Raw genomic sequence first — 18,374 nt, forward strand, 5'->3', positions numbered from 1 at the left:
TGGCGGTGCGTTGGGTGGACCTTCGGCTCAAAGCGCTTCGTCCACGATGCGCTGCACCAGCTCGGCATAGGAAATGCCGAGGTGCCGCGCCTGTTCGGGCACGAGGCTGAGTGGAGTCATGCCGGGCTGGGTATTCACTTCGAGCAGAAACAGCCCGTCGACGCCCTGATTGTCGTCCCAGCGGAAGTCCGAGCGCGAACACCCCTTGCAGCCGAGCAGCCGATGCGCGTCGAGCGCGATCCGCTTGCAGGCGTCGGCGACCTCCTCTGGGATGTCGGCCGGGAAGACATGCTCGGTCAACCCGTCGGTATATTTGGCGTCATAGTCGTAGAAGCCGCTCTTCGGCTTGAGCTCGGTGACGCCGAGCGCCTGATCGCCGAGCACGGCAGTGGTCAATTCACGCCCGCGGATGAAGGGCTCGGCGAGCAGTTCGTCGAATTCCTGCCACGGGCCCCGCGCCTCGGCGCTGATCGGGTTGCCATAATTGCCCTCGGCGGTGACGATCGCGACGCCCACCGACGACCCTTCGTTGACCGGCTTGAGCACATAAGGCCGCGGCAGCGGATCGCGCTCGTACAGCTCCTCGCTGCGCACCATCCGTCCGCCCGGCATCGGGATCCCATGCGGCACCAGCGCCTGCTTGGTGAGCTGCTTGTCGATCGCGATCACGGAGGTGACCAGGCCGGAATGGGTATATTTGAGGCCCATCAGATCGAGCGTGCCCTGCACCGTGCCGTCCTCGCCGGGGGTGCCGTGCAGCGCATTGAACACGATATCGGGCTTCAGTTCCGCCAGCTTCACCGCGACGTCGCGATCCATGTCGACGCGGCTGACACGATGACCGAGGCTCTTCAGCGCGTCCGCGATGCCGTTCCCCGACATCAGCGAGACCTCGCGCTCGGCGGACCACCCGCCCATGAGAACGGCGACGTGCAACTTGCTCACTTCTCAACCCCGATACGCTCTTTGACGGCGTCGTCGGCAACCATGCCGACACGCTGAATTTCCCATTCCAGCGCGATGCCGGACTGGGCCTTCACTTTCGCGCGGACCTCTTCGCCCAGCGCCTCAATGTCGGCGGATGCAGCATTGCCCAGATTGAGCAGGAAATTGCAGTGTTTTTCACTGACCTGCGCATCGCCCCGCCGCAACCCGCGGCAACCCGCCGCGTCGATCAGCGCCCAGGCCTTGTGCCCCTCGGGATTCTTGAAGGTCGAGCCACCGGTCTTCGAGCGTAGCGGCTGCGATTCCTCGCGCGCGGCGGCGATGCGGTCCATCTCGGCCTGGATAGCGGCCGGGTCGCCGGCTTCGCCGCGAAAAGTCGCACTGACGACGATCGCGCCCGCGGGCAATTCGCTGTGGCGATAGGTGTAACCGAGTTCGTCGAGCTGCAGCGTCCGGCGCTCTCCGCTGCGCAGGACGACCTCGCACGCGACCAGAATGTCCCTGGTCTCGCGGCCATAGGCGCCGCCGTTCATCCGCACGAACCCGCCGACCGTGCCGGGGATCGAGCGCAGGAACTCCACGCCGGCAATCCCCGCATCGCGCGCTTTGGAGGAAACGAGGATGCCCGACGCGCCTCCGCCACATCGCAATGCGGTCGGATCGATCTGCTCGACTGTGGCGAAGGCCTTGCCGAGCCGCACCACCACGCCGGGCACGCCGCCGTCGCGGACGATCATGTTGGAGCCGAGGCCAAGCCCCATCACCGGCACGGCGGGATCGAGCGCGAAGAGAAAATTGGCGAGATCGTCGGTATCGGCGGGCTCAAAGAGCCATTCGGCGGCGCCGCCGCTCTTGAACCACACCAAAGGCGCGAGCGGCGCACCGTGAGTCAGTTTTCCGCGGACAGGGGGCAAAGCGTAGCAGACGCTCACTTCCAGCCCCAGAGCTTCGACCATTGCTGCCATGCCGCGAGGTTCGCCTCGGCGGCCTTCTGCCCGGCTTGCTGGAGCGCGCTCATCTGCTTGCCGGCATCGAGCATCTTCTGCGCCGCGTCCATCTGCGCCTTTTGCGCGCGCAGGATCTCGCGCTGCATCTCGACTGCGGTCGAGAACCAGTCGCTCATGCCGCCGCCCCCTGCCGCGCCGCCTCGATCGCCGGGGCGAGGCCCGCGGCCCATTTGGTGATGTCGCCCGCACCGAGGCAGACGACCATGTCGCCCGGCACGGTCACTTCGGCGAGCGTGCGTGCCAGCGCCTCCGCATCGGCTACCGCCGCCGCCGAGCGATGCCCGCGCCGCCGGATTCCGTCGACCAGTGCGTCGGAATCGACGCCCTCGCGGGGTTCTTCGCCGGCTGCATAGACCGGAGTTACCAGCACCATGTCGGCGTCGTTAAAGGCCTGGGCGAAGTCGTCCATCAGATTGCCGAGCCGCGAATAGCGATGCGGCTGGACCACGGCGATCACCCTGCCCTCGGCGCTTTCGCGCGCAGCGGCGAGCACCGCGCGGATCTCGACCGGATGGTGGCCGTAATCGTCGATGATCGTGACGCCTTGCGTCTCGCCGACCTTGGTGAAGCGGCGCTTGACCCCGCCGAAGCGGGCAAAGCCCTTCTGGATCGTCACGTCGGGGATGCCCAGCTCGAGCGCCACGCCGATCGCGGCGAGCGCGTTCTGGACATTATGACGGCCGGGCATCGGCAGCTCGATATTCTCGATCGAGCGCACGGTGCCGTCGCGGTTGCGGATGATCGCCTCGAAACGGTTGCCGCCCGAATGCGGCGTCACATTCACGCCGCGCACATCGGCGCTGGCAGCGAAGCCGTAAGTGATGATCCGGCGATCACGCACGCGCGGGATGATCGCCTGCACCTCGGGATGGTCGAGACAGAGCAAGGCCGCGCCATAAAAGGGCACATTCTCGACGAACTCGACATAGGCGTCCTTGGCGCGATCGAACGAGCCGTAATGATCGAGATGCTCGGGATCGATGTTCGTGACCACCGCGATCGTCCCGTCGAGGCGCAGGAAGCTGCCGTCGCTCTCATCGGCTTCGACTACCATCCAGTCACTGTCGCCCAGCCGGGCGTTCGAGCCATATTGGTTGATGATGCCGCCGTTGATCACGGTGGGATCCACTCCGCCCGCGTCGAGCAGCGCCGCGACCATCGAGGTCGTCGTGGTCTTGCCGTGCGTCCCCGCCACCGCGACGGTGGACTTCAGCCGCATCAATTCGGCGAGCATCTCGGCCCGGCGCACCACCGGCACGCGGCGCGCATACGCAGCCTCGACCTCGGGATTGGTCCGCACGATCGCAGTGGAAACCACCACCACCGCCGCCTCGCCGATATTCTCGGCCTTGTGACCGATCGCTATCGGGATGCCGCGGTCGCGCAGGCCCTGCACGACATAGCCCTCGGCAACGTCCGAACCCTGCACCTTGTAGCCGAGATTGTGCATCACTTCGGCGATGCCCGACATGCCGATGCCGCCGATCCCGACGAAATGGATCGTGCCGATGTCGGTTGCGACACCCTTCATGCGTGAGCGAGCCTTCCCTGAATTGCCGCGCGGCGCACCTTGATCGGCGCGGTCGGGGCATGAATCGATTCGACGAGATCGGCAAGATCGCTCGCCGCGTGCGGACGTCCGACGCTCTTCGCGCGCGTCGCCGCGTTCTCGAGCCCTTGGGCGTCGAGCCCGAGCTTCTGGATCTGCTTGGCGAGCTCGGTCGCAGTGAAGGCGCGCTGCGAGATCGTGCGCGCCCCACCGGCATTGGTGATCTCACGCGCATTGGCGGTCTGGTGATCGTCGGTGGCGCTCGGTAGCGGCACGAGGATCGCCGGGCGACCCGCGGCGGTCAGCTCGGCAATCGTCGAGGCGCCCGCGCGGGCGATGACGATATGCGCCCAGGCCAGCGCCTCGGGCATGTCGGTGATGTAGGTCGAGACGTCGGCGGGAATGCCGTGCGCCTGATATTTGGCGCGTACCGCATCGATATCCTCGATCCGGGCCTGGTGCGTCACTTGGAGCCGGCGGCGGAAATGGACGGGAAGCAGCGCCAGTCCGTCGGGCACGACCTGGCTCAGCACCGTCGCGCCCTGGCTGCCGCCGGTGACGAGCACGCGGAAGATGCCTTCCTCGTCGAGGATCGGGTAAGGCCGGTCGCGGAGCGCCAGCACTGCTTCCCGCACGGGGTTGCCGATCAAATGCGTCTTGGGTGCCCAACGCGGCTTCATCCGTTCGACTTCATCATAGGATGTCGCAATTGCGCTCACCCGGCCCGCGACGAAACGATTGACTCGCCCCAGCACCGCGTTCTGCTCGTGGATCACCGTGGGCACGCCCGCACGGAAAGCGGCGAGCAAGGTCGGCAAAGCGGGATAGCCGCCAAAGCCGATCACTGCCGAAGGGCGCAGCTCCTTGAACAGCCGCAGCGCCATCGACCGTCCCGCCATGATACGCCCCGCCGCGCGGATATAGCCGAGCGGGCCACCGCCCAGCCGCCCAGCGGGCAGCACGTGCGTGTCGATTCCGTCGAACAATCCCGGAAAGCGCACACCGCGATCGTCGCTGACCAGCGAAACCTTGTGCCCCCGGCTCGCGAGCTCGGCCGCGAGCGCGGCGGCGGGCACCATGTGTCCACCTGTCCCGCCTGCTGCCAGAACATAGCTGCGCGAATTCGTCATCCCTTGCTCCACCGACCCGTATATGGCGAGCGCTTCAGATACGGGTTTCGACGCGTGAAGGCGAGCAGCAACCCGTATCCGATCGACAGCGCGATCATCGACGATCCGCCATAGCTGATGAACGGCAAGGTCATGCCCTTCGAAGGCGCGATGCCGGTGTTGACCGCCATGTTGATCATCGCCTGCACGCCGAACTGCGCGGCGAGGCCGGAAGCCGCGAGCAGGCGGAACGCGTCTTCCTCGTCGAGCATCTTCATGAACACGCGGATCACGATCGCAGCATAGAGCAACGCGATCACTGCGCAGGAGATCAGCCCGAATTCCTCACCGATCACCGAGAAGATGTAATCGGTATGCGCCTCGGGCAGCTTGAACTTGACCTGCCCGCTGCCGGGGCCGGCGCCGGTGAGCCCGCCCGCGCTCAGCGTCTGGTGCGCCATCTCGACCTGATAGCGGTCGGCGAGCGCCGCTTCCTTGGTGGGGAACAGGAAATTGTCGATACGGGTACGGGCGGTGCTGTAGAACAGATAGGCCGCGACCACCCCCGCTAGCGCGGTGCCGATCAGCCCGCCGATCGCCAAAGCCGAGATGCCCGAGATCGTCAGCAGGATCAGCCACACCGTCCCGAATATGATCGTCTGGCCGAAATCGGGCTGGAGCATCAGCAGCACTGCGATCACCGCGGTCAGTCCGCCGGTGATGAAGAGGACGGGCAGTTCGGGATCCTTGGCGCGAAACGAGAGCATCCACGCAGTGGCGACGATGAAGAACGGCTTGAGGAACTCCGAAGGCTGAAGGTCGGAGACGCCGAGATCGAGCCAGCGCCGCGCGCCATTGGCCTCGGAGCCGATAATCGGCACGAGCGCGAGCAGCAGCAGGAAGAATGCCGCGCCGATCAGCGCGAAGCGGCGCGCGATCGTGATCGGCAGCATCGATACGCCGATCAGCACCGGCACCGACAGGCAAACCCACATCAGCTGGCGCCAGAAATAATGCATCGCCGGCATGATGTGCGTCGCGTCCGAATAGCGGCGCGCCGTTGCGGGCGAAGCCGCGGCGACGGCGACCAGCCCGATGGCGATCAGCAGCATCGCGAGCAGCAGCAATACGCGATCGACTTCCCAGAACCACATGCCCGCACGCGAAGTGTTGGCACGGCCGAGCTGCTTGCTCACCCGACGCCGGACGTCGCCATTGGGCCTTTCGGTATCGGCGGTGTCGCTCACCCGAGCGCCTCCACTGCGTCGCGGAAGGCCTGCCCGCGCGCCTCGTAATCCTTGAACTGGTCGAACGAGGCGCAGGCGGGGGAAAGCAGCACGGTTTCGCCCGGCTTCGCCTGCCCGGCGGCGCTCTTCACTGCGGCTTCGAGCGTGCCCGAGCGTTCGACCGGCATCTCGCCTTCGAGGAGGCTGGCGAACAATTCGCCCGCCTCGCCGATCGTGTACGCCTTGACGACATGGCCGAAGCCGGGGCGGCACGCCTCGAGGCTGTCGGTCTTGGCGCGCCCGCCGAGGATCCAGTGGACGCACGGATAGGCCGAGAGCGCCGGGGTGGTGGAATCGGCGTTGGTCGCCTTGCTGTCGTTGACGAACAGCACGCCGTGCTTCGTCGCGACGCGCTCCATGCGGTGCGGCAGGCCGGGGAAGCTGCGTAGTCCCTGCTCGATCAGATCCTTAGCGATACCCAAAGTTTGGCAGGCCAGGATCGCAGCCGCCGCGTTCTGTGCATTATGCGGGCCCTGCAGCGCGGGCCAGTTCTCCTGGCCCTTGGCGTCCGCCCGTCGAGCGTATTCGGTATAGCTTATGGCGTTGCGGTACTCGAACTCGCCTTTCGCCGCCCCGCCCAGCATTGCCGCCACTGGATCGTCCACGCCGAAGATGCCGGTGTGCTCCCAAGACTGCATCGTAAACAGTCGCTCTTTCGAAGCAACATAACCCTCGAACCCGTCATAGCGATCGAGATGATCGGGCGTGAGGTTGAGCAACACCGCGACGTCGCAGTCGAGACTGAAGGTCAGGTCGATCTGGTAGCTCGACAGTTCGAGCACATAGACTCCGCCTTCGGGCAGCGGATCGCGACCAAGGATCGGCAAGCCGATATTGCCACCGGCGAGGCTCGGCAGTCCCGCGGTGCGGGCGATATGGTCGATCAGCGCAGTAGTGGTCGACTTGCCGTTGGTGCCGGTGACGCCGACCACCTTGTGCGATGGCAGCTCGGCACGCGCCTGCGCAAACAGCTCGATATCGCCGATGACGGGCACCCCGAACTTCGCCGCGTGCGCCGCGATCGGATGCTTGTTGAGCGGCACGCCCGGCGAGACGACGACACCGGCGAAACCGGTGAGATCGAGATCGAGCGGATCGGCGAGCACCAACTCCCTCTCCCCTTCAGGGGAGAGGGCCGGGGAGAGGGGCAAGTGGGGTGCGTTATCGATAGGCCCCTCTCCCCGACCCTCTCCCCGCAAGCGGAGAGAGGGAGAAAGAGCGTTGCGCGCCTCTTCCTTCGAATCCCACGCAACGACCCGCGCACCTGACGCCAGCAGCGCGTCGACCGTCGCCAGCCCCGACCGCGCAAGCCCGAGCACCGCATAGCGTTCGCCGCGCCAGGCCGTGCTCGTGATCACCGCAGCTTCAGCGTCGAGAGCCCCGCCAGCGCCAGCACGAACGCGATGATCCAGAAGCGGATCACCACCGTCGGCTCCGACCAGCCGAGCTGTTCGAAATGATGGTGGATCGGCGCCATCTTGAAGACGCGCTTGCCGGTGCGCTTGAAGAAGAACACCTGGATGATGACCGAAAGCGCCTCCACGACGAACAGCCCGCCGATGATGCCCAGCACCAGCTCGTGCTGCGCCGAAACCGCGATCGCGCCGAGCGCGCCGCCCAGCGCGAGGCTGCCGGTATCGCCCATGAACACCGCCGCCGGGGGCGCGTTGAACCACAGGAAGGCCAGCCCCGCGCCGACGATCGCGCCGCAGAAGATCGCGAGGTCGCCCGCGCCCGGCACGTGCGGGATGCCCAGATAGGTCGCGAACACCTTGTTTCCCGCAACATAGGCGATCAGCATGAACGCCATGCTGGCGATCACCACCGGCATCGTCGCGAGCCCGTCGAGGCCGTCGGTGAGGTTCACGGCATTGCCGAATGCGACGATCGTGAAGGCGGCGAAGGGGATGTAGAACCAGCCGAGATCGGGGTGGATCCAGCTGAAGAAGGGCACATAGAGCTCCGTCCCCGTCTGCGAGATGATCACCCAGCTGGCGATGCCCGCGATCACGAACTCGCCGAGCAACCGCACCCTGCCCGATACGCCCGCTGTGCTCGCCTTTCGAACCTTGTCGTAATCGTCGAGGAATCCGATCGCGCCGAACCCGAAGGTCACGAACATGCACGCCCAGACCAGGGGGTTTGAGAGGTTCATCCACAGAAACAGCGAAATCATCAGGCTGGTCAGGATCATCAGCCCACCCATCGTGGGCGTACCGCGCTTGGCGAGGTGGCTCTGCGGCCCGTCACTGCGGATCGGCTGCCCCTTGCCCTGGCGGACGCGCAGCCAGCCGATGAACTTCGGCCCGATGATCAGCCCGAGCAGCAAAGCGGTGGCGACCGCGGCACCGGTGCGGAACGAGAGATAGCGGATGAGATTGAGGATACCGGGGAAGCCCAGCTGTTCCGCGATCCAGTAGAGCATCAGGCCATCGCCCCTTCCGCCAATGCCGCCACGACCGTCGAGAGACGCACGCCGTTAGAGCCTTTTACGAGGACCGCATCGCCCGGCGCCAGCACGGCATTCAGCCGGTCGCGCGCGGTTGCGGCGTCGGGCACATGGACGAATTCCACTTTGCTCTCAAGCGCATTCGCGAGCGCGCCCATCGCCTCGCCGACGAGGATGGCGTAGCCGACGCCCGCGGCCGCGATCGGCTCGGCCAGCGCTGCATGGAACGCGTCCGAATGCTCGCCCAGCTCACGCATCTCGCCCAGCACTGCGATTTTCCGGCCTGGCTCGTTGGCGAGGACGGCCAATGTCGCGCGCATCGAGGCGGGATTGGCGTTGTAGCTCTCGTCGATCACCAGGGCCTCGCCGCCAGGCAATTCGGCCATGAACCGCGCGCCGCGTCCCGCCAGACCGCCCATCTCGGCGAGCGCGAGGCCCGCCATTTCGAGATCGCCGCCGGCGGCGTCGACCGCGGCGAGGATCGCCATTGCGTTCGAGACCCAATGTTCGCCCGGCTGCGAGATGGTGAAGCTCAGCTCACGCGCATCGAACCGCGCGGTGACGAAGGTCCCGCCGGTGCGCGTCCGCATCCGCTCGACTGCGCGGAAATCGGCGCCGTCGTTCAGCCCGAAGGTGACGATCCGGCCGGCGTGCGGCTTCGCAGCGGCGATGAGGCGGTCGCGATGCGGGCTGTCGTACGGAACGATCGCGGTCCCGCCGGGCTCCAGCCCCTCGAAAATCTCGCCTTTGGCGTCGGCGATCGCCGCTTCGCTCGCGAAGAAGCCCATATGCGCCGGCGCGATCGTGGTGACCAAGGCGACATGCGGGCGCACCAGCCGGGTGAGCCGGGCGAGCTCGCCGGCATGGTTCATTCCCATTTCGAACACGCCGAAACGCGCGTCGCGCGGCATCCGGGCAAGGCTCAACGGCACACCGGTATGGTTGTTGTAGCTCTTGACCGAACGGTGCGCACAACCCGGGTCGACCCGATCGAGCGCCGCGAACAGAGCTTCCTTGGTGCCGGTCTTCCCCACCGATCCGGTGACGCCGATCACCTTGCCCTGCATGCGCGCGCGTGACGCCACGCCCAGCGCATCGAGCGCCGCGGTGGTGTCGGCGACCAGTACATGCGGGTGCGGCGTCGGCTCGGAGACCACCGCACCGGCCGCGCCCTGCGCGAATGCCTGGTCGAGGAAGCGATGCCCGTCGGTCGTCTCGCCCTTCAAGGCGAGGAACAAGTCGCCGCGGCCGACTTCGCGGGAGTCGAAGGTCACGCCGTTGGCGTCGAAGGCTGACGAGGCCGTCCCGTCCGTAGCGGCGGTGATCTCGGCCGAGGTCCAGAGAGACGTCATGAGCCCCTCCGTTCGTTTCGAGCGCAGTCGAGAAACGAGGCCGAGAGGAAAGGCTTCTCGACTTCGCTCGAAGCGAACGGGGTCCCGGTCACGCTGCGCATTCCCGGGCAACGCTCACATCGTCGAAAGGAAGCACGCGATCGCCGACGATCTGGCCCTGTTCGTGGCCCTTGCCCGCGATCAGCACGATGTCCGCGGCTTCGGCCATCGCCACCGCCGCGGCAATCGCCTCGCGCCGCCCGCCGATCTCGGTCGCATCCGGAGCGCCCTTCAGCACCTCGGCGCGGATCGCCGCGGGATCCTCGCCGCGCGGATTGTCGTCGGTGACGATCACCACATCCGCGCCCGCCGCAGCCGCCTGCCCCATCGGCTCGCGCTTGCCCGTGTCGCGATCGCCGCCCGCGCCGAAGACGAGGATCAGCCGGCCGCTGGTGTGCGGCTTCAAGGCAGCGATCGCCGCTTCCAGCGCATCCGGCGTATGCGCATAATCGACATAGACCGGCGCGCCGCTGCGCGTGATCACTGCGCGCTCGAGCCGTCCGCGCACCGGCTGCAGCCGCGCCAGATTGGCGATCGTCGCGGCAACGTCGCCGCCCGTCGCGATCACCAGCCCCGCCGCGGTCAGCGCGTTCGCGGCCTGATAGGCGCCGATCAGCGGCAGCATCACCTTGTGCGTGGTGCCGCCCGCCTCGATCATCAGCCCCTGCCCCAGCAAGGTCGGATCGCGCTCGACGAGCTTGAGCGTCTCGCCATGCTCACCCACCGTAATCAGCTTGTTGCCGCGCATCCGGGCAAGCTCTTCCACGCGCATCGCATGCGGATCATCGGCCCAGACCACCGCGGCGCCGTCCATGTCGAGCACGTCGGCGAACAGCCGAAGCTTGGCGTGGAAATAGGCCGCCATGTCGCCATGATAATCGAGATGATCGCGGCTGAGATTGGTAAACGCCGCCGCGTGCACCGGCAGCCCCTCGGTGCGATATTGCGAGAGCCCGTGCGACGACGCCTCGAACGCGACATGCGTCACGCCCTCGCGCGCGAGCCCGGCGACATTGGCGAGGAAGGTGACGACATCGGGCGTGGTCAGGCCGGTCGATACGGTATCGTCGGAAGTGGTCACCCCCAGCGTGCCGATCGACGCCGCGTGATGCCCCGACATCCGCCACAATTGGCGTGTCATCTCGACGGTGGAGGTCTTGCCGTTGGTCCCCGTCACCGCCACCGCGGTTTCGGGGAACGGCGCGAAGAACCTCGCCGCCAGCCGGGCGAAGCGCTCGCGCGGATTGATGTCGGCGATGTGCAGCGCGCCTTCGACCCGTGCCTCGGGCCGTGCCACGACCGCAATCGCGCCGGCCTTCACGGCGGCGGGAATGAAATCCTCGCCATTGACCCGCGCGCCCTCGAACGCACCGAACACGGTTCCCGGAGCGACCTTGCGGTGATCGATCGCGAACCCGGTGACGACGGCGCTTTCCTCTCCGCCGGTCAGCGCGCCGAGTCTCATTCGGCGCCCAGCTTGGGATCGGGTCCCGTCCAGATCAGCGGGAGCAATTCGCGCTCGTCGATGTCACGCCCGGCATCGGGTTTGACGCCGAGCAACGTGCCGGTACGGCTGACGACGCGGGACACGACCGGAGCGGCCGTCCAGGCGGCGGTGGTGCGGTACACCCCGATAGCGGGGTTTGCCTTGGGCGAATCGAGCATGGCGACCATCACATAGCGCGGCGCGTCGATCGGGAAAGCCGCCGCGAAGGTCGAGACGTTGCGATGCTTGTCGTAACCGCCTCCCGAAGCGGCCTCGGCGGTGCCGGTCTTGCCCGCGATCCGGAAGCCCGGCGCCTCGCCCTTGCGGCCGGTGCCCTTGAGCACGATCAGCCGCAGCAGCTGGCGCATCCGCGCGCTGGTCGATTCCTGCAGCGCGCGTTCCCCGGCGGGAACCTTGTTCGGATCGACCTTGAGCAACGTCGTCGGGCGCAGGATGCCGCCGTTGACAAGAGTCGCATAGGCATTGGCGAGGTGGAGCGGCGTCACTGCGATGCCGTGGCCATAGGCCGTGGTCATCACGGTGATCCGGCCCCAGTAATTCGGCCAGAGCGGCTTCGCGCCCCCCACTTCGATGCCGGGGCGGCGATCGAAGCCCAGCCGGCGGAACATGTTCTGCAGCTTCTCCGGGCCAAGTTCGTCGGCGATCCGCGCAGTGGCGATGTTCGACGAATAGACCAGTGTCTCGGGGATGTTCAGCCAGCGAAACTGTTCGTCGCCCGGATCGTCGTGGATCATGAACCGGCCGACCTGCAGCGGCCGCGTGGCATCGAAGCGCCGCGCCATGTTGGTGATCGTGCCCGAATCGATCGCCGCCGCCACGGCGAGCGGCTTGAAGGTCGAGCCGAGCTCGTAGACGCTCTGGGTGACGTTGTTCGGCGGCGCCGCGCCTCCGAGCGCATTGGGGTTGAAGCTCGGCAGCGACGTCATCGCGAGCACTTCGCCGGTATGCACGTCGAGGATCACGCCTGCCGCGCCGCGCGCCTGCAAGTCGGTCATCGCCCGGCCGAGTTCGTTCTCGAGCGCCGCCTGCACGCGCGTGTCGATCGACAGCGCCACCGGTGCGCCGCGCTTCGCCGGATCGGTCAGCTGGCGGTCGAGCACTTTCTCCATTCCCGATACGCCAGCGCCCTTGGCGTCGAGGAAGCCGAGGATGTGCGCGGCCATGGTCGATTGCGGATAGAGCCGGTCGGGCTCGCGCTGGAATTCCATGCCCGGCTCGCCGAGCGCATTCACGGCGGTCACCAGCTCGGGCATCGCCCGGCGCTTCAGATAGGCGAAGCTGCCGCCCGAATTGAGCATCGCATAATAATGGCCGGCGCTCTGCTCGGGGATCAATTCGGCGAGCTTCTGCGCCAGCGCCGCCTTGTCGCCGATCACCTGATCGGGATGCACTGCGATCGACCAGGCGTCGATGCTGCGCGCAAGCGGCGCGCCGTTGCGATCGACGATGTCGCCGCGCGGCGGGATCAGGGAGGCGGCGATGTCGCGCGCAGTCGCCGGTTCGGCCCAGAGCGCGAGCAGCGCCAGCTTGCCGATGACGACCAGCATGCCGAAGCTGAACAGCAGCGAAAGCACCATCAGCCGCAACTGGGCGACGGCGACGAGCGCCTGACGGGCACCGCCCGTACGGCCCTGCCGGGCCGGCGGGGCGACGACGACGATCAACGGAGCGCCAATTTCTCGCGCTTCGCCAGCTTCTGCAGGTCGTCGATCGTCGATGCGCTCAATACGCCACGATCCACCGAGGCGATCGCCCGGCGGTCTGCCTTCTTCATCAGCTTGCGAAGCTCCCCGTCCTGCTGGGCCACGCTCTTCGCGGCCACGGCATCCTGCGGAGCCTCCTGCACCGGATTGGTCACCTGCGCCACTGCCACCGCCGCCGCCTGCACGGCGGGTGCGCCAGCCGGCACTACCAATGCGGCGACCTGAACATCGGCCGGCTGCTGGTCGAGGCTCGCCAACGCGCTCTCGCTCGCCAGATATTGCTGGGCAACCGGCGCGGCCAGCGCCAGTACTTCGCCGTTCCAGCGCTCGAGCTGGGCCAGGTTGGCGCGCGTATTGAACTCGGTCTCGAGCCCGCGGATGTCGCGCTGCGCCTGGACGATCGCCAGCCTGGTCGCGTTGAGCTTCGCCTGCTCGGCGGCGCCATGCGAATTGACGAGGTAGCATGCCGGCGCCACGACAACGCCGCACAGGAACCATCCCAGCCCCTTGAAGCCCTGCACTGCCATCAGTTCACTCCCTCACTGCCCCAGGGCGCCGCGGCCGTGCGACGCGCTACTCGGAGCGTCGCGGACCGGGCGCGCGGGTTACGCGCCACTTCCGCCTCGCCGGCCCGAATGGCCTTGGCGGGCATTTCGAAACTCGGCGCGGCCTTGGGGCCTGCCATCGGACGATGCCGCGAACCGGCGGGCTCGCTGCCGCTACGCTCGCGCAGGAACCGCTTCACCATGCGGTCCTCGAGCGAGTGGAAGGTGACCACCGCCAGCCTGCCTCCGGGCTTGAGCACGCGCTCGGCCGCAGCAAGCCCTTCCGCGAGCTCGTCGAGCTCGCGGTTCAAGTGGATGCGGATCGCCTGAAAGGTCCGGGTGGCCGGGTCCTTCTTGTCGTAGTCTTTATGGTTTAACGATTTTCTTACCACGTTCGCCAGTTCGGAAGTCCGCTTAAGGGGTCGTGCGGAGACTATCGCGCGGGCGACTCGGCGAGATCTTGGCTCCTCGCCGAAGGTAAATAAAACGTTAGCGATTTCTTCTTCATCGGCATTGTTGAGCCATTCCTCGGCAGTCGTCCCCGACTGGCTCATCCGCATGTCGAGCGGGCCGTCGCTCTGGAAGCTGAAGCCGCGATCGGCCTGGTCGAGCTGCATCGACGAGACGCCGATATCCATCGTCACGCCGTCGACCGGCACGAGCCCCCGGCGCGTCAACTCGCCTTCCATCTGGCTGAACGGCGCCTCGATCAGGATCAGCCGCCCGCCGGCCTTCGTGACAAGGGTTTGGCCGCCCTCGATCGCCTGGGGGTCGCGATCGAAGGCGGCCACCTCGGCACCCCGCTCGAGGATGGCGTTGGTGTAGCCGCCCGCGCCGAACGTCGCGTCGACATGGCGTTCGCCGGGCACGATGGCGAGTCCGTCGACCACTTCGTCTAGCAGCACGGGGATGTGGGGCGCGCTCACAGCTTCACGCCCTTGGATTGGCAGAGATACTCGCAGATCTCGCGCAGGCCGGGATCGGCATTCTCGTCGGCGAGCAGCACTTCGGGCGCCCAGACGTCGAACGTCTCGCCGCTGCCGTTGAAGAACGCCCATTTGCCGATCTTCGCCTTCATCCGGAAGAAAGGCGGGATCACGAAGCGGCCCGAGTCATCGAAGGGTGCCTTCTCGACCTGACCGAAGGCACGGCGTTTTGCGCGCGTGTCGACTTCGGAACCACGCTCCTCGGCAAGCGCCTCCTTGCGATCGAGCCGGTCGTATTTCTCCTTCGACCAGCTCAGATCATGCGCGGAGAGGCACGGGTCCTCCGGATGGAGGCCCACGACGATCTGGCGGATGTCGGAATTGCGCTCGGCGGCGGCGCGCAGGTCTGCGGGAATGGCGACGCGACCTTTCAGGTCCACCGCCTGGAGCGCAAATCCTTCGAAGAGCTCCCTGTCCGCCACGCCCAAACCCCTTTTGGGCACGCCTTCCCCGTCTCCGGAATCGCGGTTTCCCGGCTGGTCCTCCGGCGCATCATCTCACGGTGAAAAGGGACGTGCCCCCTTAGCCGTCCTGTTTGATCACAAATGGCGCCGGGACACAACGGGTAAAGTGGGGATTTAGCGGGAATTAGCCCCACTTTGTCCCCAGAAAATGCAATATTCCATATATGAACTTGATATGTTCTATCCTTGTTTCGCAAGCACGCTGAAGCGAGCGACATGCCGGCCGCACCGACCAATTTCTTGGATTTGTGGTGAAATTTCCGAAGCTTGAGCGAAAACCCGCCCTAATCAGGCGCCACGCGCCTCAAAAACCGGCGACTCGTGAAGACCCGAAAATGCGTTTCCCCACCCGCCGCGCCATCAACCGTGCTCCTGCGAAAGCGGAAGCTCAGGGCGGCAAGCCATGCATCAGGTAACTCGGGTTCCAGCGTTCGCAGGAACACCATGGAGGGGATCAGTGCTGGGGGGTTCCGCCCTCGGCTTCGGCCGGTTGATCGGTGGAGGATGCGCTCGGCGCGACGCCCAGCTCGGCGAGCGGCTCGTCCTTTTCCTTCTCACCCTCGAGGTTGACGGGTTCGACGATCATGTTGGCGACCACTGCCGAGTTGGGGGCTCCGACGGCCGATACCGGATCGTCACGATTGGCGGAGGAAAAGATCGCACTCGCCAGTCCGATGAGAACCAGCACCATCGCCAGCCCGGTCATACCGACCCGGACACGTTGCATCGCCTGCTCTGAGTCTCGCGATCCCGACTTCATAAGCTGTGGCATAAATGTAACGCATCGTCACGCCCGTGTCGAGGCGGACGGTCAGGCGGCGCCGAGCCACTCCGGCACGGGCAATCCCTTCGACCGCAGCCATTCGCCATTGTACAGCGTCGAGAGGTAACGAAAGCCGGTGTCGCAGAGAATCGTCGCGATGCGCTTGCCCGGGCCCAACTGCTTCGCCAGCCGCACCGCACCGGCGACGTTGATCCCCGAGGAGAGCCCGAGACACAGCCCCTCTTCCTTGAGTAGCCGCTCGACCCATTCAAGCCCCTCCTCGTCGGAGATGCGGAATTGGGCGTCGACAGGCGCGCCCTCCAGATTGCCGGTGATCCGCCCCTGCCCGATCCCCTCGGCGACCGAGGAGCCTTCGGACTTGAGCTCCCCACAGGCATAATAGTCATAGAGCGCCGCGCCATAGGGGTCGCTGAGCGCGATGCAGACCGCCTCGTCCTTGGCCTTGAGCCCCAGCCCGACGCCGGCGAGCGTCCCACCGGTGCCGACCGAGCAGGTGAAGCCGTGGATCCGGCCTTCCATCTGGCGCCAGATCTCCTCGGCGGTGCCGACGATGTGGGCGCGGCGATTGGCGATATTGTCGAACTGGTTGGCCCAGATCGCGTTGGGCGTCTCTTCGGCGATCCGACGCGAAGTGTGCACGAAATGGCCGGGGTTCGAATAAGGCGCCGCCGGCACCAGCACCAATTCGGCGCCCAGCGCGCGCAGCGTGTCCATCTTCTCGCGGCTCTGCGTCTCGGGCATGACGATGATCGTCTTGTAGCCCTTGGCATTGGCCACCAGCGCGAGACCGATCCCGGTATTGCCCGCCGTCCCCTCGACGATCGTCCCGCCCGGCGCGATCGCTTCGCGCTCCTCGGCGTCCTGGACGATGAACAGGGCCGCCCGGTCCTTCACCGACGCGCCCGGATTGGCGAATTCGCATTTGCCGAAGATGTCGCAGCCGGTCGCCTCGCTCGGCCCCTTCAGCCGCACCAGCGGAGTATTGCCGATCAGGCCCAGCGTATCGGATGTCACATGCATGAAGCTAGATAGGGGCGTCGAGGCCCGTACCGCAAGCAAGTGAAACTATGCGGATACGCCGGCCTGCTTGAGGTGCGGCTCCAGCCGCCCGCTCAACCACAGGAAGAACATGCGATAGTCCGAGAAGAGCGACCAGAGCGGATAGGTGAACGTCGCCGGCCGGTTCTTCTCGACGCCGAAATGCGCGCCCCAGGCGAAGCCATAGCCTGCCAGCGGCACCAGCGCCCACCACCAGCCGCCATATGCCAGCGCAACCGCGAGAAACACGAAGGTCAGCGCGGTCCCGATATAATGCAGCCGCCGCGTCTCCGGCTTCGCATGCTCGCGCAGATAATAAGGCCAGAAATCGCCATAACGGGTGATCGTGCGCGCCATGGGGGGAGATTACCCTACTTTGTCGGTCCTGCAAGCCGTGGTAGAAAGGACGGTGACGGAGGTAGAACGATGGGCGTGCAGTTGAACATCAAGGACGCCGAAACCGTTCGCCTCGCGCGGCAGCTGGCCGACGCTACAGGTCAGCCCGTCACGCAAGTGATCCGCCTGGCGCTCGAGCGCGAATTGCAGCGGCGCGAGGAAGAGTTCGCCGAGTTCCTGGGGAAAGTGAAGGAAATCAGTCGCGAGTTCGTCGCGTCCATACCGCCCGAGATGCGCGGCAAATCCTCGAAGGAATGGATGGACGACATGTATGACGAGGATGGCTTGCCCAAGTGATCGTCGATACGTCGGCAATCCTGGCGATCGCACTCGAAGAGCCCGAACGGGATGCGATGCTACGCAGGATATTCGAAGCGCGCGAGCGCCGCATCTCCGCGGGCACCTGGATGGAATTGGCGACTGTCGTCGCCCGACGACATCCTGAAAAGGCGCATCTGATAGAGGCTCTCCTCCGAAGCATCAGGCTCACGATCGCGGATGTCACGCCCGAGCAAGCCCGGCTCGGGCGGGATGGCTATCGAATTTATGGTCGCGGGACAGGCCACCTCGCTTATCTCAACTTCGGCGATTGCTTCGCCTACGCCCTTGCCAAAGCGACGGACGAGCCGTTGCTCTTCAAGGGGAACGATTTCGTGCACACGGACGTCACTCCCGCGCTGTGAGCGAACGCAAGCACAGCTTCCCGCCTGTCGTGGACGCCCATGTCCGCCTGCTCGTCCTCGGCTCGCTTCCCGGCGAGCGCTCGCTGGCCGAGCGGCGTTATTATGCGCACCCGCAGAACCAGTTCTGGCGGCTGATCTCGCCTGCTGCCGGAATCGATCTGCCTCCCCTTCCCTACGAAGCGCGCCTCGAAGCCCTGCTCGCCGCGCATATCGGCCTGTGGGACGTCGTCGCCAGCGCCACCCGCCCCGGCAGCACCGACGCGGCGATGCGCGACATCGAAGGACACGATGTCGCCGGGCTCACAGCAACCTTGCCCGATCTGCGCGCCATCGCGTTCAACGGCGGCACCGCCCTGCGCCACGGCCTGAAGCAGCTCGGTGCCGCGGCGGCGCGCTACGAGATCGTCGCGCTCCCTTCGAGCAGCCCGCTCCACACCGTCGGAGTCGATGCAAAGTTGCCGGCATGGCATGCACTGTCGGCATGGCTCACGGAGGCGAACTGAGGTCCGCCCCCGCGCCCCCCGGCATCGTG

The 18,374-nt window shown here is 66.3% G+C and carries 20 protein-coding genes; 3 read left to right on the top strand and 17 right to left on the bottom strand.

Translation table 11 applies throughout. The features are described from left to right. Positions 1 to 27: 27 nt before the first annotated feature. From BR78_RS0105390 to BR78_RS0105470, 17 genes are all read right to left on the bottom strand, one after another. Positions 28 to 936: a D-alanine--D-alanine ligase gene (locus BR78_RS0105390; protein WP_443027670.1), complete on the bottom strand. Its 909-nt coding sequence runs from the start codon at positions 934 to 936 to the stop codon at positions 28 to 30. A 5-nt stretch (positions 937 to 941) separates the two neighbouring features. Beyond that, positions 942 to 1,910, bottom strand: a complete 969-nt coding sequence (murB, locus tag BR78_RS0105395; protein ID WP_231478162.1) for a UDP-N-acetylmuramate dehydrogenase — start codon at positions 1,908 to 1,910, stop codon at positions 942 to 944. Continuing rightward, positions 1,874 to 2,068 carry a hypothetical protein gene (locus BR78_RS0105400; protein WP_029935449.1) on the bottom strand — a complete coding sequence of 65 codons (195 nt, stop codon included), beginning with the start codon at positions 2,066 to 2,068 and terminating at the stop codon, positions 1,874 to 1,876. The genes murB and BR78_RS0105400 overlap by 37 nt, the downstream gene beginning before the upstream one ends. Further along, positions 2,065 to 3,483, bottom strand: coding sequence for a UDP-N-acetylmuramate--L-alanine ligase (murC, locus tag BR78_RS0105405; RefSeq protein WP_029935451.1), 1,419 nt, complete (start codon positions 3,481 to 3,483; stop codon positions 2,065 to 2,067). Before murC ends, BR78_RS0105400 begins: the two co-directional genes overlap by 4 nt. Beyond that, positions 3,480 to 4,631 carry an undecaprenyldiphospho-muramoylpentapeptide beta-N-acetylglucosaminyltransferase gene (gene murG, locus BR78_RS0105410; RefSeq protein WP_029935453.1) on the bottom strand — a complete coding sequence of 384 codons (1,152 nt, stop codon included), beginning with the start codon at positions 4,629 to 4,631 and terminating at the stop codon, positions 3,480 to 3,482. The genes murC and murG overlap by 4 nt, the downstream gene beginning before the upstream one ends. After that, positions 4,628 to 5,764 (bottom strand): FtsW/RodA/SpoVE family cell cycle protein, encoded by a 1,137-nt coding sequence (locus BR78_RS0105415; protein WP_081855673.1) that lies wholly within the window; start codon positions 5,762 to 5,764, stop codon positions 4,628 to 4,630. The genes murG and BR78_RS0105415 overlap by 4 nt, the downstream gene beginning before the upstream one ends. 89 nt (positions 5,765 to 5,853) lie before the next feature. Continuing rightward, positions 5,854 to 7,254: a UDP-N-acetylmuramoyl-L-alanine--D-glutamate ligase gene (gene murD, locus BR78_RS0105420; protein ID WP_029935457.1), complete on the bottom strand. Its 1,401-nt coding sequence runs from the start codon at positions 7,252 to 7,254 to the stop codon at positions 5,854 to 5,856. Beyond that, the gene (gene mraY, locus BR78_RS0105425; RefSeq protein WP_029935459.1) at positions 7,251 to 8,321 is read right to left on the bottom strand and encodes a phospho-N-acetylmuramoyl-pentapeptide-transferase; all 1,071 of its coding nucleotides are present in this window, start codon (positions 8,319 to 8,321) and stop codon (positions 7,251 to 7,253) included. The genes murD and mraY overlap by 4 nt, the downstream gene beginning before the upstream one ends. Then, complete coding sequence (locus BR78_RS0105430) at positions 8,321 to 9,697, bottom strand: UDP-N-acetylmuramoyl-tripeptide--D-alanyl-D-alanine ligase (RefSeq protein WP_029935461.1); 1,377 nt, start codon at positions 9,695 to 9,697, stop codon at positions 8,321 to 8,323. The genes mraY and BR78_RS0105430 overlap by 1 nt, the downstream gene beginning before the upstream one ends. Before the next feature lie 88 nt (positions 9,698 to 9,785). After that, positions 9,786 to 11,201: a UDP-N-acetylmuramoyl-L-alanyl-D-glutamate--2,6-diaminopimelate ligase gene (locus BR78_RS0105435; protein ID WP_029935463.1), complete on the bottom strand. Its 1,416-nt coding sequence runs from the start codon at positions 11,199 to 11,201 to the stop codon at positions 9,786 to 9,788. Then, a complete protein-coding gene (locus tag BR78_RS0105440) occupies positions 11,198 to 12,907 on the bottom strand; it encodes a peptidoglycan D,D-transpeptidase FtsI family protein (RefSeq protein WP_029935465.1) in 1,710 nt (569 codons plus the stop codon). The genes BR78_RS0105435 and BR78_RS0105440 overlap by 4 nt, the downstream gene beginning before the upstream one ends. Continuing rightward, positions 12,904 to 13,473, bottom strand: a complete 570-nt coding sequence (locus BR78_RS0105445) for a hypothetical protein (RefSeq protein WP_029935468.1) — start codon at positions 13,471 to 13,473, stop codon at positions 12,904 to 12,906. Before BR78_RS0105445 ends, BR78_RS0105440 begins: the two co-directional genes overlap by 4 nt. Then, positions 13,473 to 14,417, bottom strand: a complete 945-nt coding sequence (rsmH, locus tag BR78_RS0105450) for a 16S rRNA (cytosine(1402)-N(4))-methyltransferase RsmH (protein ID WP_029935469.1) — start codon at positions 14,415 to 14,417, stop codon at positions 13,473 to 13,475. Before rsmH ends, BR78_RS0105445 begins: the two co-directional genes overlap by 1 nt. After that, positions 14,414 to 14,899, bottom strand: a complete 486-nt coding sequence (locus tag BR78_RS21600; protein ID WP_029935472.1) for a division/cell wall cluster transcriptional repressor MraZ — start codon at positions 14,897 to 14,899, stop codon at positions 14,414 to 14,416. The genes rsmH and BR78_RS21600 overlap by 4 nt, the downstream gene beginning before the upstream one ends. A gap of 496 nt (positions 14,900 to 15,395) precedes the next feature. Further along, a complete protein-coding gene (locus BR78_RS0105460; protein ID WP_029935474.1) occupies positions 15,396 to 15,668 on the bottom strand; it encodes a hypothetical protein in 273 nt (90 codons plus the stop codon). Positions 15,669 to 15,752: 84 nt separating this feature from the next. Next, a complete protein-coding gene (locus BR78_RS0105465) occupies positions 15,753 to 16,745 on the bottom strand; it encodes a cysteine synthase A (protein ID WP_029935476.1) in 993 nt (330 codons plus the stop codon). A 45-nt stretch (positions 16,746 to 16,790) separates the two neighbouring features. Beyond that, positions 16,791 to 17,120: a DUF962 domain-containing protein gene (locus BR78_RS0105470; RefSeq protein WP_029935478.1), complete on the bottom strand. Its 330-nt coding sequence runs from the start codon at positions 17,118 to 17,120 to the stop codon at positions 16,791 to 16,793. A 69-nt stretch (positions 17,121 to 17,189) separates the two neighbouring features. On the opposite strand from BR78_RS0105470, the gene BR78_RS21935 reads away from it, so the two are divergent. From BR78_RS21935 to BR78_RS0105485, 3 genes are read left to right on the top strand one after another with little or no spacing between them, the layout of a single operon-like run. Next, positions 17,190 to 17,456, top strand: coding sequence for a type II toxin-antitoxin system VapB family antitoxin (locus BR78_RS21935; protein ID WP_029935480.1), 267 nt, complete (start codon positions 17,190 to 17,192; stop codon positions 17,454 to 17,456). Then, positions 17,453 to 17,842 carry a type II toxin-antitoxin system VapC family toxin gene (locus tag BR78_RS0105480; RefSeq protein ID WP_029935482.1) on the top strand — a complete coding sequence of 130 codons (390 nt, stop codon included), beginning with the start codon at positions 17,453 to 17,455 and terminating at the stop codon, positions 17,840 to 17,842. The genes BR78_RS21935 and BR78_RS0105480 overlap by 4 nt, the downstream gene beginning before the upstream one ends. Then, a complete protein-coding gene (locus tag BR78_RS0105485; protein ID WP_029935483.1) occupies positions 17,839 to 18,345 on the top strand; it encodes a DNA-deoxyinosine glycosylase in 507 nt (168 codons plus the stop codon). The genes BR78_RS0105480 and BR78_RS0105485 overlap by 4 nt, the downstream gene beginning before the upstream one ends. The last annotated feature ends 29 nt before the right edge of the window (positions 18,346 to 18,374 follow it).

Origin of the sequence: Sphingomonas sp. UNC305MFCol5.2 (assembly GCF_000712135.1) — a bacterium.
Taxonomy (GTDB): Bacteria; Pseudomonadota; Alphaproteobacteria; order Sphingomonadales; family Sphingomonadaceae; genus Sphingomonas.

Excerpts from the sequence above, each read along its gene's own strand:
- murB (WP_231478162.1), bottom strand. The coding sequence starts at position 1,910 with ATGGCAGCAATGGTCGAAGCTCTGGGGCTGGAAGTGAGCGTCTGCTAC.
- BR78_RS0105400 (WP_029935449.1), bottom strand. The coding sequence starts at position 2,068 with ATGAGCGACTGGTTCTCGACCGCAGTCGAGATGCAGCGCGAGATCCTG.
- murC (WP_029935451.1), bottom strand. The coding sequence starts at position 3,483 with ATGAAGGGTGTCGCAACCGACATCGGCACGATCCATTTCGTCGGGATC.
- murG (WP_029935453.1), bottom strand. The coding sequence starts at position 4,631 with ATGACGAATTCGCGCAGCTATGTTCTGGCAGCAGGCGGGACAGGTGGA.
- BR78_RS0105415 (WP_081855673.1), bottom strand. The coding sequence starts at position 5,764 with ATGTGGTTCTGGGAAGTCGATCGCGTATTGCTGCTGCTCGCGATGCTG.
- mraY (WP_029935459.1), bottom strand. The coding sequence starts at position 8,321 with ATGCTCTACTGGATCGCGGAACAGCTGGGCTTCCCCGGTATCCTCAAT.
- BR78_RS0105430 (WP_029935461.1), bottom strand. The coding sequence starts at position 9,697 with ATGACGTCTCTCTGGACCTCGGCCGAGATCACCGCCGCTACGGACGGG.
- BR78_RS0105435 (WP_029935463.1), bottom strand. The coding sequence starts at position 11,201 with ATGAGACTCGGCGCGCTGACCGGCGGAGAGGAAAGCGCCGTCGTCACC.
- BR78_RS0105445 (WP_029935468.1), bottom strand. The coding sequence starts at position 13,473 with ATGGCAGTGCAGGGCTTCAAGGGGCTGGGATGGTTCCTGTGCGGCGTT.
- BR78_RS0105460 (WP_029935474.1), bottom strand. The coding sequence starts at position 15,668 with ATGCAACGTGTCCGGGTCGGTATGACCGGGCTGGCGATGGTGCTGGTT.
- BR78_RS0105465 (WP_029935476.1), bottom strand. The coding sequence starts at position 16,745 with ATGCATGTGACATCCGATACGCTGGGCCTGATCGGCAATACTCCGCTG.
- BR78_RS0105470 (WP_029935478.1), bottom strand. The coding sequence starts at position 17,120 with ATGGCGCGCACGATCACCCGTTATGGCGATTTCTGGCCTTATTATCTG.
- BR78_RS21935 (WP_029935480.1), top strand. The coding sequence starts at position 17,190 with ATGGGCGTGCAGTTGAACATCAAGGACGCCGAAACCGTTCGCCTCGCG.